This is a genomic window from Flammeovirga sp. AWQ4_249, assembly GCF_056161045.1.
Map to the genome: position 1 here is coordinate 220,545 of NZ_JBSWYJ010000004.1, position 16,015 is coordinate 236,559.

14 protein-coding genes are annotated in these 16,015 nt (G+C 30.8%); 11 read left to right on the forward strand and 3 right to left on the reverse strand.

The window, feature by feature from the left end; translation table 11 throughout:
- Positions 1 to 6: 6 nt before the first annotated feature.
- Positions 7 to 1,464, forward strand: coding sequence for a TolC family protein (locus ACXAHM_RS05805; RefSeq protein ID WP_474959467.1), 1,458 nt, complete (start codon positions 7 to 9; stop codon positions 1,462 to 1,464).
- A gap of 40 nt (positions 1,465 to 1,504) precedes the next feature.
- Here the strand turns inward: ACXAHM_RS05805 and ACXAHM_RS05810 are convergent, their stop codons facing one another.
- Positions 1,505 to 2,392, reverse strand: a complete 888-nt coding sequence (locus tag ACXAHM_RS05810) for a hypothetical protein (protein ID WP_474959468.1) — start codon at positions 2,390 to 2,392, stop codon at positions 1,505 to 1,507.
- A 266-nt stretch (positions 2,393 to 2,658) separates the two neighbouring features.
- On the opposite strand from ACXAHM_RS05810, the gene ACXAHM_RS05815 reads away from it, so the two are divergent.
- From ACXAHM_RS05815 to ACXAHM_RS05855, 9 genes are all read left to right on the forward strand, one after another.
- Positions 2,659 to 3,351, forward strand: a complete 693-nt coding sequence (locus ACXAHM_RS05815; protein WP_474959469.1) for an ABC transporter ATP-binding protein — start codon at positions 2,659 to 2,661, stop codon at positions 3,349 to 3,351.
- A gap of 3 nt (positions 3,352 to 3,354) precedes the next feature.
- Positions 3,355 to 4,593 (forward strand): ABC transporter permease, encoded by a 1,239-nt coding sequence (locus ACXAHM_RS05820; RefSeq protein ID WP_474959470.1) that lies wholly within the window; start codon positions 3,355 to 3,357, stop codon positions 4,591 to 4,593.
- On the forward strand, positions 4,590 to 5,753 hold the full coding sequence (locus tag ACXAHM_RS05825; protein ID WP_474959471.1) for an ABC transporter permease: 1,164 nt from the start codon (positions 4,590 to 4,592) through the stop codon (positions 5,751 to 5,753). Before ACXAHM_RS05820 ends, ACXAHM_RS05825 begins: the two co-directional genes overlap by 4 nt.
- Before the next feature lie 13 nt (positions 5,754 to 5,766).
- Positions 5,767 to 6,156: a hypothetical protein gene (locus tag ACXAHM_RS05830; RefSeq protein ID WP_474959472.1), complete on the forward strand. Its 390-nt coding sequence runs from the start codon at positions 5,767 to 5,769 to the stop codon at positions 6,154 to 6,156.
- A gap of 102 nt (positions 6,157 to 6,258) precedes the next feature.
- Complete coding sequence (locus ACXAHM_RS05835) at positions 6,259 to 7,659, forward strand: sigma-54-dependent transcriptional regulator (protein ID WP_474959473.1); 1,401 nt, start codon at positions 6,259 to 6,261, stop codon at positions 7,657 to 7,659.
- A complete protein-coding gene (locus tag ACXAHM_RS05840) occupies positions 7,646 to 8,950 on the forward strand; it encodes a sensor histidine kinase (RefSeq protein WP_474959474.1) in 1,305 nt (434 codons plus the stop codon). Before ACXAHM_RS05835 ends, ACXAHM_RS05840 begins: the two co-directional genes overlap by 14 nt.
- Before the next feature lie 91 nt (positions 8,951 to 9,041).
- Positions 9,042 to 10,190: a sensor histidine kinase gene (locus ACXAHM_RS05845; protein WP_474959475.1), complete on the forward strand. Its 1,149-nt coding sequence runs from the start codon at positions 9,042 to 9,044 to the stop codon at positions 10,188 to 10,190.
- A complete protein-coding gene (locus ACXAHM_RS05850) occupies positions 10,191 to 10,589 on the forward strand; it encodes a response regulator (RefSeq protein ID WP_474959476.1) in 399 nt (132 codons plus the stop codon).
- A gap of 183 nt (positions 10,590 to 10,772) precedes the next feature.
- Positions 10,773 to 12,026: a nucleoside permease gene (locus ACXAHM_RS05855; protein ID WP_474959477.1), complete on the forward strand. Its 1,254-nt coding sequence runs from the start codon at positions 10,773 to 10,775 to the stop codon at positions 12,024 to 12,026.
- Positions 12,027 to 12,186: 160 nt separating this feature from the next.
- On the opposite strand, the gene ACXAHM_RS05860 is transcribed toward ACXAHM_RS05855, so the two are convergent.
- Positions 12,187 to 14,271 carry an FUSC family protein gene (locus ACXAHM_RS05860; protein WP_474959478.1) on the reverse strand — a complete coding sequence of 695 codons (2,085 nt, stop codon included), beginning with the start codon at positions 14,269 to 14,271 and terminating at the stop codon, positions 12,187 to 12,189.
- 150 nt (positions 14,272 to 14,421) lie between these two features.
- On the opposite strand from ACXAHM_RS05860, the gene ACXAHM_RS05865 reads away from it, so the two are divergent.
- The gene (locus ACXAHM_RS05865) at positions 14,422 to 15,387 is read left to right on the forward strand and encodes a helix-turn-helix domain-containing protein (protein WP_474959479.1); all 966 of its coding nucleotides are present in this window, start codon (positions 14,422 to 14,424) and stop codon (positions 15,385 to 15,387) included.
- Between the two features lie 326 nt (positions 15,388 to 15,713).
- On the opposite strand, the gene ACXAHM_RS05870 is transcribed toward ACXAHM_RS05865, so the two are convergent.
- A partial coding sequence (locus ACXAHM_RS05870) for an IS3 family transposase (protein WP_474959480.1) occupies positions 15,714 to 16,015 on the reverse strand: 302 nt, incomplete at its 5' end.

A 16,015-nucleotide genomic window follows, 5' to 3' on the forward strand; every position in this document is an offset into this window, starting at 1 on the left:
ATTAAAATGAAAACTTCTATCCTACTTCTAATAGGTCTGTTTTTTTCTGTTTCGTCTATGGGTCAGAAAATATTAAATTTAAAACAAGCCATTGACCTGGCTCAGTCTAACTCCAATTACATGAAAATTGCAGGAAATGCATTGGAAATTGAAAGAGCAAATTTCAAATCATTTCAGACAGACTTAAGACCACAAATGGTATTACAAGGAAGTCCTACTTCCTATGGTAAAAACTATAATCCCATTACTCAACCTGATGGAAGTGTTATTTATCAGGCAGTAGAACAAAATAACATTAGCATGCAATTGAATTTAACACAACAAATTGCAGCAACTGGTGGATCAGTTTTTATTGGAAGTCAAATCAATCGTTTTGATGATTTTCAATCTGAATTTCACCAATATCAAGCGCAACCAATTTATGTTGGAATTAGCCAGCCTTTGTTCCAATATAACGCATTGAAATGGCAAAAAAAATTAGCTCCTCTCCAACTTCAAGAAGCAGAGAAACAATATATTGAAGATATGGAATGGATTGCTGTACAAACCACACAATTTTATTTTGATGCCCTTGTCGCACAATGGAATAGTCAAATTGCATTACAAAATGTCCAAGACAACAAAAAGATTGTTCAAATTACAAAGGCAAAAAAAGAGATTGGTCGGGCTAGTGAAAGTGAGGTATTACAAGTAGAACTGAATGTTATCTCTGCGGAACAAGCTTATGCATCTGCAAATTTAAATTACAGAACAGCTATGCGAGCATTAATGAATTATTTAAGGGTGGATAGTATAAATGCAGAGCAAATTTCATTAATGGTTCCCTCCTCTTATAATTTGAAAAATATCAATACAGATGTGGCTTGGGAATATGCACAAAGAAATAGAAAAGACTTCATTAACTATGAACGTAGATTAATTGAAGGAAAAAGTCAAATTGCTAAAGCCAAAAGAGACAATCGTTTTCAAGCTAATGTTGAGGTTGCTTTTGGAATGAGTAATCAAGCAGACGTGATTGGAGATGCTTACAGCAATACAATTCAAAGTCAACAAGTCAATGTTACTTTGGCCGTTCCAATATTAGATTGGGGAAGAGCAAAAGCTAGAATACATTCGGCAACATCTACCTATGAACTGACTCAATCTCAAATAGCTCAAGAGAAATTAGATTTTCAACGAGAAGTGATCAATGCCAGTGAGCAACTTGAAACAATGGCTCAGCAAGTGAATTACATTAAAAAAGCGGATGATGTCGCTCAAAAAAAGTATTCTATTGCACTTCAAAGATATGAATTGGGAGATATTAGCATAAGAGAGTTAGTATGGTCTACAGATGAAAAGGATCAAGCAAAAAATGCATATATCAATACCTTAAAATTGTACTGGATGAGTTACTATCAGCTACGCACTGTTACTTTATATGATTTTGAAGCACATGAAAACATCCGTTATGTAATGCAATAAAAAAAGGCAAAATAGATTATTCGTCTATTTTGCTTTTTTTCTATCCTTGTTTTAAAGTATTCTCTAGCTCAACAATGCTTTCTAGCATATTTGATTTATTCTTTTTTGCTATTTTCTTTGCCTTTTGTATGCATTCACTAGCTTCATTAAAATTTTTCATTTCATAAAGAATTAATGCTTTCACATACAATGCTCTATCATCATTCTTTACTTTTCCTAAATACGTATTTGTACTTTTTAAAGCATTTTCTAAATGTTTTCCATCTTCACTTTCGAAATAATAAGAGTAATAAACTTCACCTTCATAAGCATATATTTCTATATCCTCCTGCATCTCTTTTAATACATTAATGATATTAAATGCATTCTTAAATTCATTACTTTTCATTGATGAATCAATATGATTCCATAAGGCATTATATGCATTACCACTTTCAAAAGAATTGATCGAATAAAGCCATACAAACTCTTCACTTTCAAAAGAACCATATACCCTAATATTGATGATTGCATCATTTCCTTTCTGTAATTCATCTTCCCAAAAATGAAATAATTGTTTTTGGATAGGAATCCAGAATTTCATCCCCGCATCTTCAACTAAAACCTCATCAGCAAATAATGAATCTGCAGTCATAGGAAAACCTGAAGATTTTAGATGATTATCTAATGCATCCATTTTCTCTTTAGCTATTGGCCTAACCTCTCCCTGATATTTGACATTTAATAGATAACCGTAGTTCGTATTATAATAATAATACATTGGTCCATCTGGCATTTTAGCTCCTTCATTTTGTTTTAAATAATATTCAATCATTTCATCATACTCAATGTATGTGTTAGAATATTTATTATGTAACTCTGAAGATTGTGCCAAAACATCACAGAAGGATAGAGTAATTCCTACCCAAAAAAATAAAAGTTTTTTCATGAATTCAATAGTTGCTTGTTAAGTATAATCTAAAGTAAACTTTTAATTACTGAATTACAAATTATAGTAAAGTGCTACAAAACGGAACACTTTGTAAAATACTGAATCACTCTAATCTTTAATTAAATCACAATAAAATCATGCAAACAACTGAATATTAGCCGGTTAAAATTTTTTGAACGCTTTTTTCATATGTATTAGTGAACTTTGGTACAGTTCGAAACAGTTTTCTACTCGTGTCATTTTAAAATATTAAATCTACCAACATGATTGAATTAAAAAATATCAGCAAAGTATTCAAAACAGATGCCGTTGAAACGTGGGCATTAGAAAATGTTTCTCTTTCAATTAAGAAAGGAGAATTCATTTCAATCATGGGACCATCAGGATGTGGTAAATCAACATTACTTAGCATTATGGGTCTTTTGGATCTTCCATCAGAAGGAGCTTTAGAAATTGATGGAAATAGCCCATTAAAATTATCGGACAAAAAACTAGCTAAATTCAGAAACGAACATTTAGGATTCGTCTTCCAATCTTTTCACTTGATCAACGATTTAAGTGTTAGAGAAAATGTAGGAATGCCTCTACTTTACCGTAAAGTTTCTTCGAAAGAAGCGAAAAGAAGAGTTGAAGAGGCATTAGAAAAAGTTGGTTTATCTCACAGAATGGACCATAAACCTTCTCAATTATCAGGGGGACAACGTCAGAGAGTAGCTATTGCAAGAGCTATCGTGGGAAATCCTTCCATCATTTTTGCTGATGAACCAACAGGTAACCTAGACTCAGTAATGGGTGATGAAGTAATGCAAATGTTGATGAAGCTAAATAAGGATGGAGCGACTATCGTCATGGTAACACATGATGAACAACAAGCCAAAATGACGGATCGTATTATTAGAATTTTCGATGGTCGTCAAGTATCTGTTCAAGCACAAAACTCTTTAGAAACTGCCTAACTTATGAAAACATACATTAAACTAGCTTGGTACTCCTTGAAGAAAAATCCGTTCTTCTCATTTATCATTCTTTCTAGTATTAGTATTACGATTATGGTAGTACTTTTCATTGGATCTGTTCTTGAAACGTCTTATGGTAGTAATGGAGCTTATAAAAATATTGACCGGATCTTAATAGCAAAGATTTTAAAGATAACTAGGTCTGAAGAGAGAGGTTGGTCAAATTCTCCATTTAGTTATAGTGCTTACAAAGATTATTTCTCTAAAATGTCTTTACCTGAAAAAATGTCTATATCAGAGCATCATTCCTCTAGTAAAGCCTATTATGAAGAACTTTCACTTAAAATAGAAAGGATGAGTATTGATCAAAATTTCATGGAAATGTTCCCTTTTAATTTACAAAAAGGAAGGATGATCAATGAAAATGATATTACTGAAAGAAAAAATATAATGTTAATTACAGATCAAATGTCTCTTGATCTATTTGGCGAAAAAGATCCTCTTGGAAAGAAAATAAAAGTCAACTCTGTTATTTATGAAATTGTTGGTGTTGTTGAAAAGGAAAATAATTTTAGAGTTGATGTATATGCTGATGCATATACTCCTGTAAATATCTATCAAACAACAGATGAAGATTGGCACTCTTTCTTGGGTAGTTTTGAAATGTACTTTTTGTACCCTAACGAAAAGATGCTAGAAGCTGGACATGATGAATTTCAATCTGTTGTAGTGTCTCTACCAAAAGACCCTACAAAGCATGAGAAAGAAATTAATGCTGAATTTATGACTGAAAAGGAATGGTTATTTGATAATCTGTTTAGTATGGATAACCCAGAAACTTATTACATCTATCTTATCATAGTTTTTGGGGTTTGTATGGGAGTACCAGCACTTTCATTAATTAACCTAAATGTGACAAGAATTTCAGAAAGAGCTGGAGAAATTGGCATTAGAAAAGCATTTGGAGCCTCTAAAATTGATATCTTAAAACAACTATTAGTGGAGAATCTATTTACCACATTTTTAGGAGGTATTATAGGTTATATATTAGCAGTCATTGGTGTAAAATTAATGAATAGATATTCTTGGTTTGAACAAGGAGAACAAATTGAAATTTATCCAATATTACTTCTTTATGGATTAGGCTGCGTTTTCATATTCAGCTTGCTATCTGGATTATATCCCTCTTTCAAAACTTCTAACTTCGGCATTAGCAATGCTTTAAAATCTGATAAACAATGATCAAGCATTTATTATATATACTTTGGGCAAGAAAAAGAAAAAACGCATTAATGATTGTAGAAATAGGGTTCTCTTTCCTTATTCTTTTTCTTTTATTTACTACTCTTTATAAAAAGTACGAGAATTATTCAAGACCCAATGGTTTTGAAACAAAAAACATTATGGCGATTCGAATGGATGCCGATGTTCAAGATGAAAATGAGATCAATGAGATTTTTGATGGGATTAATACTTATCTAAAATCAAATGAGAAAGTAAATCAATTTGCTGAAATAGATTATTCTCATCCTTATTCTAATAGCTATAATACTGAAAGAATTCATGTAGATTCTGTAGAAACACAATGGTTTGCCTCACAATATGTTACTATTGAAACTATTGACCTAATGGATTTCAATTTTGTAAAAGGAAGAAATTTTGTTGATACTGACCACAAAAAAGGGTACAAAACAATGATCGTTAATCAGAAGTTATACGATAAAATGAAGCCCTATTTAAATGATCAAGATGAAATTTCTAATAAATATAGTAAGGTAAAAATAATTGGTGTTATTGATCATTATAATAAAGAAAATGATTTTGAGGATGAGATGAATATTGGTCTTATTTATTATTCCAGAAATAACTCGCATCAACCTGTTGTTTTCATTAAAACAGATAATGATCCTAGAACTATTGAGGCGGAAGTAGTGAATGGACTAGAAAAAATTCATCCAAAATTAAGGTTGTCAGTAGATTATTTAGAGAACATGCAGGATTCCAAAAATAAGGCGGAATTAATACCTTTATTTATCATGACATTTATCTGTTTATTTCTTGTAATCAATATCACTACTGGGCTATATGGAGTATTATGGTATAATATCAGTAAAAGAAAATCTGAGATAGGTATTAGAAGGGCTATGGGAGCTTCAACAAATGCTATATTCCAACAAATATTTTCCGAGGTCTTTTTACTCTTTATTATTGGTGTTTTCGTGGGGAGTTTATTTGCTGTTCAATTTCCCTTAACTGGTGCTTTTAATTATGCTTTAGAAGATTACTTTATGGGAGGGGTTTTATCATTATGCTTTGTTTTATTCATTACAATTATTTGTGGTTATTACCCAAGTAAATTGGCTATGAAGATCACTCCTAATGAAGCACTTCAAGAACTTTAAATGTTATTATACTATGAAATATCTACCTTTTCTACTACTCATTAATTTTGCTTTATCTAGTTGTGTTACTCTAAACAAGATCACTCCTAAATACAATAATTTATTGATCCATCAATCTTCAAAAAGTCTGGATTTGATGTTTGATTATTTTGATGGAAATGAGAGATTTACTATTGAATGTGATAAGGAAACAAATGTTTTAACCTACAGCTTAAATGTAGACAAAGGAAAAATCACAATTATTATAGAGGATGAAAATGGAGAGGTGATTGATCAATTATTAGATATGGACTCAAAAAGTGTAAGTCATTCTTTTCAAATTCTTAATGCACAAAATATTGAAGTTAAACTTAAAGGAAGTGCGTCCTCGGGTAGTGTTAGTTGCACTTGCACAGAATCATAAAAAATATTTTACAAATAATACTTCAATTCTAGGTTGATTAAATAAATTTGTAGTCCAAATTAATCATAATTTGGACTACTTTTAAATTCTAATACTACATAAATGGCAAACTACATTCTAATTATTGATGATGATGAGGCAGTGAGAAAGTCTGTCGGTTTATTTCTAAAAATGAACGGCTTCAAACCTATTCTAGCACCTCATCCAAAAGAGGCCTATCCTCTCCTATCTGAGTTTGATTTTTCATGTGTTTTGTTAGACATGAATTTTAAAGTAGAAACAACAGGTGAAGAAGGATTATCAGCATTAAAGAAAATAAAATCTATACAACCCAACCTTCCTGTGGTATTATTTACTGGATGGGGCAGCATGCCATTAGCAATTGATGGAATGAAAAATGGGGCCGCTGATTTTATTAATAAACCTTGGGAAAATGATCATCTTCTAAAAAGTATAAAAGACGCCATTGCTGTAGAAAAAAATAAACATAAATCTCAACCAATAGAGAAATCTCCTACTCGAAAAAAACTGGAGCAAGAATACAATATTTCTAATATTATTGGACAAGATCCTAAGCTTTTGCTAGTATTAGAAACGGTTGGTAGAGTCGCAAAAACAAATGCTCCTATTCTCATTATGGGAGAAAGCGGAACGGGTAAAGAGTTAATCGCAGAAGCCATTCATAATAACAGTCCAAGAGTAGACAATGAATTTGTAAAAGTGAACCTCGGTGGTATCTCTCAGTCTTTATTTGAATCAGAAATGTTTGGCCATAAAAAAGGTTCATTTACTGGTGCTTATATAGATAGAGAAGGACGTTTTAGTGTAGCAGATAAAGGTAGTATCTTCTTAGATGAAATGGGCGAGTTAGACCTGTCTTCTCAAGTGAAATTATTGAGAGTTTTACAAGAAAGAAAGTTTGAGCCATTAGGTTCTTCGAAAACACAAACGGCTGACTTTAGAATCATTTCTGCAACCAATAAAACCTTACCTGATTTAGTCAAAGAAGGTAAATTCAGAGAAGATTTATTCTTTAGAATTAACTTAATCACTGTGGTCCTCCCTCCTCTTAGAGAAAGGAAAAGTGACATTCCTCTATTAGCTCAACACTTTTTGGATCAACTTGAAGATTCTTATGGTATTACTGGAAAATCATTTGCTCCTGAAACATTAAAATGGTTACAAAAACAACCTTTGAAAGGAAATATTAGAGAGCTAAAGAATTGGGTGGAGAGTTCAGTATTAATGAGTATGTCAGATGTACTACAAATTAGTGATTTTGAAAATAATCCTACGAACATTCATGCCTTCCAAAATGATGAAATTAAAGAAGAGATTGTACCAAATGGAATGACCTTAGAAGAAATGGAGATTGTCATGATTAAGAATGCATTGGGTGATAATCGTTTTAAAATTGCACCTTCAGCCAAGCAGTTAGGTATTTCTAGAAATGCACTCTACAGAAAGATAGAAAAATACGAAATTACAGATGCTCAAGATTGAATATAGCTTATTAACGCTACTTATTGTCGGAACTTTAATCGGATTAACTTTTCAACATCGAATAGAATACCCCCTACATTTTTTAGCGGCAGAAATTGTTGCTGGAATTGCTGTGGTATGGAATATTCGTCTTTTCTTTTTTGTCAGTAAACCATTAAAAGAACTCAATAATGCATTGCGTTTACTTCAAAATGACGATTTTCAATCAAGATTACTTCCAACTCCTCATCCAGTAGTCAATAAATTGGTCACTGTATTCAATAAAATGATTGATCGATTGCATAATGAAAGAGTTGAACAAAGAGAACAAAGTTACTTTCTAGAACATTTGATAAAAGCTACTCCTCATGGTATTATCATTTTAGATTATGACCAAAAAATTATCAAATCTAATCCAACAGCATTTAATATGCTAGAACTAGATTTTGACATCATCAAAAACAAGACGCTTCTAGAAAGCAATCATCCATTATTACATGCAATAGCTGATTTGCCTTTAGAGGAAGCAAAAGAAATTCAATTTTCAGGTGGACGGAAATACAGGTGTCATAAATCATCTTTTATATTTCAAGGTTTTCAACAACAATTTATTATTATACAAGACCTTTATTTAGACGATATCAAAAAAGAGAAACAAGCATACAGTAAAGTGATCAGAATGATGAGTCACGAAGTCAATAACTCTGTGGGTGCTATCAATTCTTTTGTGGATACTTTAAAATTGTTTGCACCAAATGATGATGAATTAAAAGTGGACTACCTTGATGCATTGAACATTATCAAAGAAAGAAACGATTCAATGGCAATGTTTATGAAAAACTTTGCATCTGTCGTCAAAATACCTGAGCCTGATTTTAAAGAAATTAACCTTAAGGACATATTACAATATATCGTAGATATTTATAAACCTGATTTAGTAAAACATGACATTTCCCTTCAATTAAAATTAGAAAATGACATTATCATATCAGCCGACAAACAACTTTTAGAACAGCTTTTTATTAATATCATAAAGAATGCAAAAGAAGCTCTTTTAGAAGTCAGCCACCATCGAGAAATTGTTATTTCATTCAATCATGAAACACAAACTTTAGAGATTTGGAACTCAGGCACTCCAATTAGTAAAGAAATAGAAGCTAAACTTTTCACACCGTTCTATAGTAGTAAACCTACAGGTCAAGGAATCGGTCTTATGCTTTGTAGAGACATATTAGTCAAGCATAATTATGACTTTAAATTGTATTCTAAAGATAAAAATGGGGCAACTTTTTCAATAAATATAATGAATTAAAGATGTAGTTAGATTACAGTAATTTTTATTTGAATGTTCAAAGATAATTTTTCAATTTAACATTACTATACTCACTCTATATTCTATAAAAATGCATTCTAATACTCAACACCAAGAACTTGTCTCTGAGCTTAAACATGTCAAAGAATTACTCCAAGAAAAAGAACTCATTTTTGACAATATCCTTGAAGGATCACTTGCAGGATTTTGGGATTGGAATATTCCAGAAGGAAAATCTTATTTAAGCCCAACTTACAAACGTATGTTAGGATATAAAGTAGATGAACTGAATGGTGAAAATGAATGGCAAAGCATTTTACATCCTGATGATTTACCAGGAGTTCTTGAAGTGTTTAACAATCATGTAAAATCTAAAGGAAAAATCCCCTATACTAATGAAGTAAGATATTTTCACAAAGATGGCAGTATCGTTTGGGTCTATTGTGAAGGTAAGGTTATAGAATGGGATGAAAATGACAATGCGATTCGTATGGTTGGTTGTCATGTAAATGTTACTAAAAAGAAAGAACTGGAACAAAAGGAAAAAGAAAATCTAATTCTTCAACAAAAGAATAATGAATTAGAACAACTAGCCTACATTACCTCTCATGATTTACAGGAACCCGTAAATAGTATTAAAAGTTTTGCGGAACTTATTATAGCTGACAATGAAAATATCCTTTCTGATACATCTCAACAGATGTTAGGATATGTAGCGGAGTCAGCAGATAGAATGGGTAAATTGATCCTTGGTCTTTTAGAACATTCTAATATTGGCCTGCATCGAAAAGAAGAAGTTGTGAACTGTGAAAATTTAGTCGATGACATTATAAAAGATCTCGATAAAGTAATTCATGATACCAATACAACATTTGAGATTCACACTCTACCCAATACTTTGATTGGCAATGAGACAGAATTAAGACTACTGTTTCAAAATATTTTTACAAATGCAATCAAATTTCACAAAGAAAATATCCCCCCACATATAGTCATCATGTGTAAACCTTATGCGGAGTTTTTTCAATTTGAAATTACAGACCACGGTATTGGTATAGATGAAGGAAATTACGATAAGATTTTTAATATTTTCTCAAAGCTCAATTTATACAGTAAATATGAAGGAACAGGTATTGGTTTAGCACATTGTAAGAAGATTGTAGATCTTCATAAAGGTAAAATATGGGTAGAATCCAAAGTCAACGAAAAAACTACATTCTATATTCAAATTCCAAGATAAATGTTTAAAAACAAAAAAGTAATGCTCATCGATGATGAAGATATGTCCATTTTTTTGAATAAAATTATTTTAAAGAAAATAGAATTCATTGATGATATTGAAATTTTTAATGAAGCCAAAAAAGCCTTATTTTACTTACACACTATTCAAGCTGATAAAGTACCTGACGTCATTTTTTTAGACATTAATATGCCAGGAATGAATGGTTGGGAGTTTATTGAACAATATCAAAAAATTAAATTTGGAGATAAAGTTCCTCAATTAGCAGTACTGACCACATCTTTAAATCCAAAAGATAAAATAAAAGCAGACAATATAAATTGTGTTGATTTTTTTGTCAACAAACCATTATCTCCTAAAGATGTATTATCAATTTTTAATATGGTAGACGCAGGTTAGTATTCTCTTAAACAAAAAAGTTCCTGATAACGGTAAAATTCAAAAAAAGTTGAGCATTTCAGACAAAAATTAAAGGTTGATAAACTTCATTAAGGTTTACTGATAAAAAACCGCTTAGAAAATTCTTCAGAAAGTCTATATTTGTAGCCGATACAATTATTAATTCATAATATCAGAAAAGATATGAGTTTAAAACTTAGACTAACCATAATGAACTTCTTACAGTTCTTTATATGGGGAGCATGGTTGATTACTATTGGTGGCTATTGGTTTAAGACAATGCAATGGTCAGGAACAGAGTTTGGTGCTATTTTTTCTACCATGGGTATTGCCTCTATTTTTATGCCGGCACTCTCAGGTATCATTGCAGATAGATATATTAATGCAGAAAAGCTATTAGGTATATTTCATATAATTGGAGCTGGTATTTTATGTTATCTACCACAAGTTGATAATCCGTCGACATTCTTTGTAGTCATGTTGTTCAATATGATTTTTTACATGCCTACTATTTCACTTTCTATTACAGTTGCTTATTCAGCCTTACAAAAAGCGGATCAAGATATTGTAAAAGTATACCCTCCTATTAGAGTTTGGGGTACTATAGGATTTATCGTTGCAATGTGGACGGTAAGTTTATTAAAAATTGAAACTTCCCCTGCACAATTCTATGTTGCGGCAGTTGCTTCATTAGGACTTGGATTATACGCATTTTCATTACCAAAATGTGATACAAATAAAGGTGAATCAAATAAGACTTGGGTGGAAGCACTTGGTTTAGACGCCTTTAAGTTATTTAAGCAAAGAAAAATGGCTTTATTCTTCATTTTTTCTATGCTACTAGGTGCCGCATTACAGTTGACAAACGCATATGGTGATATTTTCTTACATGAGTTCGATACAAATCCATTATTTGCAGACAGTATTGCTGTAAAATATCCAGCGATTATCATGTCAATTTCTCAAGTTTCTGAGACTTTATTTATTCTTGCTATTCCATTTTTCTTGAAGCGTTTCGGGATTAAAAACGTAATGTTGATGAGTATGTTTGCATGGGTATTACGTTTCGGTTTATTTGGAATTGGTGATCCAGGTTCAGGTATTGTTTGGATTATCATCTCATGTATTGTTTACGGAATGGCCTTTGATTTCTTTAATATCTCAGGTTCATTATATGTAGAATCTCAAACTGACGTGTCTATTAGAGCATCAGGTCAAGGTTTATTTATGATGATGACCAATGGTTTCGGAGCTGTATTAGGTTCTTCTGTTTCTGGTGTTATGATTGATCAATTCTTTACAAGTGCTGATGGAGTAAGAGATTGGCCAAACATTTGGTTTGCGTTTGCTGCTTATTCTCTAGTTGTTGCTATTTTATTTGCAGTGACCTTCCAACATAAGCATGATCCAAAAGATGTAGAAAGCTTTAGTCATTAATTCAATGATTAATTTATAAAATATATGAGATAGCTTCCGTAAATGGAAGCTATCTTTTTTTGTATTGTACCTCTATTTCAAATATCAAAAGCCAATACTAAGGAGATAATAGAATTTAGTTTTTAAGTACATCATTTTACAATTACAATTTATACTATTTTTAAGCAAATCTTTCCTCTTTAAGCAAAGACCAGTTTATATGATTACTTATCTTTTTATAATCTTCTAAAATATTGAGTAGAAGATGATAATTCCTTAAGAGATTAAATGTTGCTGTTTTATTATTTGAATCATTTCCTTTTTCTACATCATTAGTTAGTGAAATAACATGACTTTTTAATAGTGTTACTTCTTCTTCATCCCTATTTTCAAAAAGGGTAATCAATGAAAGTGTTTTATCTTTTAAATCAAAATATTGATTTCTAATTTCTTGTGGAACTTCTGACGTTTCCATTCTATCAATGATTACTTGTACTCTTTTGGCTGCCCTTTGCACTAAGAAATTGACTTCTTCCAACTGTTCTGTAGTGACTCCACTATATAATTTGAAGTCAACAACAGCCAACCACTTTTCTAAAGAAAGAGGAATAGTTTGTAAATCTCTTTTGGCTAAAGTAATTTTTAAACGATGATAGAAATTTAAAGGATGAACGGACTTATTTATATTTCTAATTAAAAATTGAGTACTTTCAAAGAATTGATTAATCTTATTCATATAGGCTTTTTCTGGTCTAGTAGAATTAAGCATATAGGCTAAACCAATTAATAAAAACATTGATATTACATTAAATAAATCTGTATTAATTATTTGAGCAAAACTATAAGACTGCCCTTCATTAGTGAAACCCATGAGCATCAATCCAAAAGCTGCCGTTACAAATGCAAACCCTTCTAAGAAGTAATATTGAACAAATACATATAAAAATAAGAAAGAACCTAATGCATAATAACTTCCTAATTGTGGCATAATGAAAGTATAAATGAGTGTGGTATAGATACTCATTATGGTAAAGTATTTCATTAAAGTTTTACCTTTTAATTGAGGTGTCATGGCAATAAACATTGCATTAGCACCCGAAGACATATACCATTGATTATGTCCTGGAGGATCAATAAGAATCCAAATCAAAAAGCCTCCTAAAACACATAAACTTGCATATAATGCACTTATAAAATAATCTCTATCAATTGGAATATTTAATTTGAATTGAGAATTTACATGAGATGCTTTAATTTCTTTTTCACTTGTTAGTGCTTCTAGTGCATTATTTATTTTCATTAATGCATTTTTAATCTGACTCAGTTCATCTATTGCAGTTTGCAGTAAATTAGCCTCGAAAGAAGAATATCTTCCTTGATTAAGTTTTGGAAGATCAATAGTAACTTGATCAATAATTTTTTCACCTTTTATACTTTTTATGATATTATCCAGTTTTAGATCAACAGCTGAAAAAGTAGTCGTAAAGAGTACAAAATCATTAAACGAGGTATTTTTTAACTCTTCAATTGTTATCATAAGCCTTACAAGACTATTATAAGATTTATCATATTCAAAGGCGATATTCTTCCAATTATTCTGTTGTTTTTTATCCTTGTTATTAAAGTCATTTAATGAAAAAATATCTTCAAGCTCTTCTCTTTTTGATAACAGTTCTTTTTTCGCTTTTGCCACATCAAATGAATCTCCTAAAGCATATTTTTTTAAACTAAGAATATCCTCCTTAAAAAAAGTAAATAGCTGAATACTAACAGATTTTACATTTCTCTTTTCATGGTTAGGCCATATTAAAAATGAAACTAAAGTATAAATCCCTACTCCAAGAACATTTTCGAGGATACGATATAATGCATGATCAAATGCATCAACTGAATTAGATGTGCCTGCAGTAGTAATAATAAGGCAAGTGAAGCCTAATACATTCCACATATAACTATGGTTTTTATCTGCGGCCATCATATACATGGTGATAAAAATCCATGCAGCACATAAAAACATAAATAGAAATCGACTTTGAGGAGCAATTCCCATAATTATCAACCCAACAATACTCCCTACTATTGTACCTACCATCCTTAAGGAAGCTTTCTTGAAAGATTGTTCCATTTTAAAATTAGGCATTGCAACCATCGCAATACCAAAGCCTGCCCATGCTGGATCAAACCAATTGTAATTTAGCGATACAGCATATGTGATGACAAAAGACAAGGCTACTTTAATCGATTCTTTGACTTTTCTGTTTTCCATTTTTCCGTTAGATGAACGTTTTGAGAATAACACAAAAGTACGTGAGACCCTTTCAAAAAGATGGTAGAATTTTTTGAATAATTAGTAAAATCTAAATTTATAAAATCAATTTATTGACAAATTAGTTATCTTAAATACAAAGTTTTAGCAATGAAAAAGATAGAATTAAATAAAGATAGAGGGAACAAAGGTTATTATAACTATGCCATAAAAACGTATGGAGCGGAGCCAATAGATGAGCACCGACTAAAGGTAGATACCGAATATTTTGAAGGAGAATTGTTTTTAGTTGAACATGAAAAAATAAGAGTGCTTTCCTTTGAATATAATGTAAAAAAAGAGTATGATTTAGTCTTTAAACCGGATGAAAAATATGACTATGCCATGATTTTTTTCTGTAAAGATTTAACTTATAATCTAGAAAATGGCAAACAATTACAACTTAATATCCCTACTGGCTTTATCATCTTAGAAAATTCAGAAAGTTTAGTTTTCCCAAGAAAAAAAGGAGATAAAATACAGCGTGTGACTATGTATTTTAATAAAAGCATTGTCACAGACTACATGAAGGAGAAATTAGATAATATCAAACACTTTGCCTATCATAGAGGTGATGATCACTCTACACTTTGGAAAAAAATATATTTTGATAAAGGTCCAAAAGATATTCATGATCACTTCATGACAAGGTGGAAAACATTAAAACTTGAGGAACTAACTGTAATAGCACAAAATATATTATTTACTTATGATGATTCTCAATCTAAAAAAGTATATCAAGATTTTGAATTTGAAGCAGTATTCGAAATTAGAGATTACATACAAAAACATTTAGAAGAAAAACCGGTTATGAAGTCTTTAGCAAAAGAATATGGTATTAATTCAGCCAAGTTAAATGAAATATTCAAACATTGTTTTGGGCATACAATTTATCAATATTACAAGCACACAAGAATACATAAGGTAAGAGATCAAATTATTAATACACATAAGTCTTTAACAGAAATTGCCTATGAATATGGTTTCTCCGATATAAATCACTTATCGAAAAGTTTTATTGAAGCATTTAACGAAAAACCTTCTGACTTAAAAATCGCATCTCGAAAAGAGATTTAGTAAAAAATGAATTGAACTATTTTTTCTAATTAATGACCTTTTTTTCCCAATAAAAGAGCTCCTTCTATAGGATATTTGTGTTAACGAAAAATCAAATATTTATTTAAACTCTTTTAATTATGGAAACTGTTACTCTTCAAACTTCGCATAAAAAACCAATCGCTTTACGTGTTATCATGGTTTCATTTTTATTGAAAATCTTCATTGCTTTTGGGTTATATTTTGCTATTTCTAGTGGTAAAATAGACATCCTTAATGCTAATCCAAAATTTATATTATACACTTCATTGGTATATTGGATTTGCAACATTTTTCCGGATAAAAAGTTAAGCCACCTTTTGATTATATAATTCCATAAACTGTTCTGGAGATTTATAGCCCAAAACTGAGTGAATTCTCTTTCTGTTATACCAAACCTCAATAAATTCAAAGATGTCATTTCTAGCCTGAGTGAAAGAGTAATAATACTTATGGTCAACCATTTCTGACTTTAAAATTTTAAAGAAGTTTTCAGCTACTGCATTATCCCAACAGTTACCTTTTCGGCTCATACTTTGGATTACATGATTCTTTCTTAAATCTTTCTGAAAATTCTCTGTGATATATTGGACCCCTTGATCAGAATGGA

Coding starts and splice junctions, on each gene's coding strand:
- ACXAHM_RS05860 (WP_474959478.1), bottom strand. CDS start 14,271: ATGGAAAACAGAAAAGTCAAAGAATCGATTAAAGTAGCCTTGTCTTTT.
- ACXAHM_RS05810 (WP_474959468.1), bottom strand. CDS start 2,392: ATGAAAAAACTTTTATTTTTTTGGGTAGGAATTACTCTATCCTTCTGT.
- ACXAHM_RS05855 (WP_474959477.1), top strand. CDS start 10,773: ATGAGTTTAAAACTTAGACTAACCATAATGAACTTCTTACAGTTCTTT.
- ACXAHM_RS05815 (WP_474959469.1), top strand. CDS start 2,659: ATGATTGAATTAAAAAATATCAGCAAAGTATTCAAAACAGATGCCGTT.
- ACXAHM_RS05845 (WP_474959475.1), top strand. CDS start 9,042: ATGCATTCTAATACTCAACACCAAGAACTTGTCTCTGAGCTTAAACAT.
- ACXAHM_RS05805 (WP_474959467.1), top strand. CDS start 7: ATGAAAACTTCTATCCTACTTCTAATAGGTCTGTTTTTTTCTGTTTCG.
- ACXAHM_RS05865 (WP_474959479.1), top strand. CDS start 14,422: ATGAAAAAGATAGAATTAAATAAAGATAGAGGGAACAAAGGTTATTAT.
- ACXAHM_RS05840 (WP_474959474.1), top strand. CDS start 7,646: ATGCTCAAGATTGAATATAGCTTATTAACGCTACTTATTGTCGGAACT.
- ACXAHM_RS05850 (WP_474959476.1), top strand. CDS start 10,191: ATGTTTAAAAACAAAAAAGTAATGCTCATCGATGATGAAGATATGTCC.
- ACXAHM_RS05825 (WP_474959471.1), top strand. CDS start 4,590: ATGATCAAGCATTTATTATATATACTTTGGGCAAGAAAAAGAAAAAAC.
- ACXAHM_RS05830 (WP_474959472.1), top strand. CDS start 5,767: ATGAAATATCTACCTTTTCTACTACTCATTAATTTTGCTTTATCTAGT.
- ACXAHM_RS05835 (WP_474959473.1), top strand. CDS start 6,259: ATGGCAAACTACATTCTAATTATTGATGATGATGAGGCAGTGAGAAAG.
- ACXAHM_RS05820 (WP_474959470.1), top strand. CDS start 3,355: ATGAAAACATACATTAAACTAGCTTGGTACTCCTTGAAGAAAAATCCG.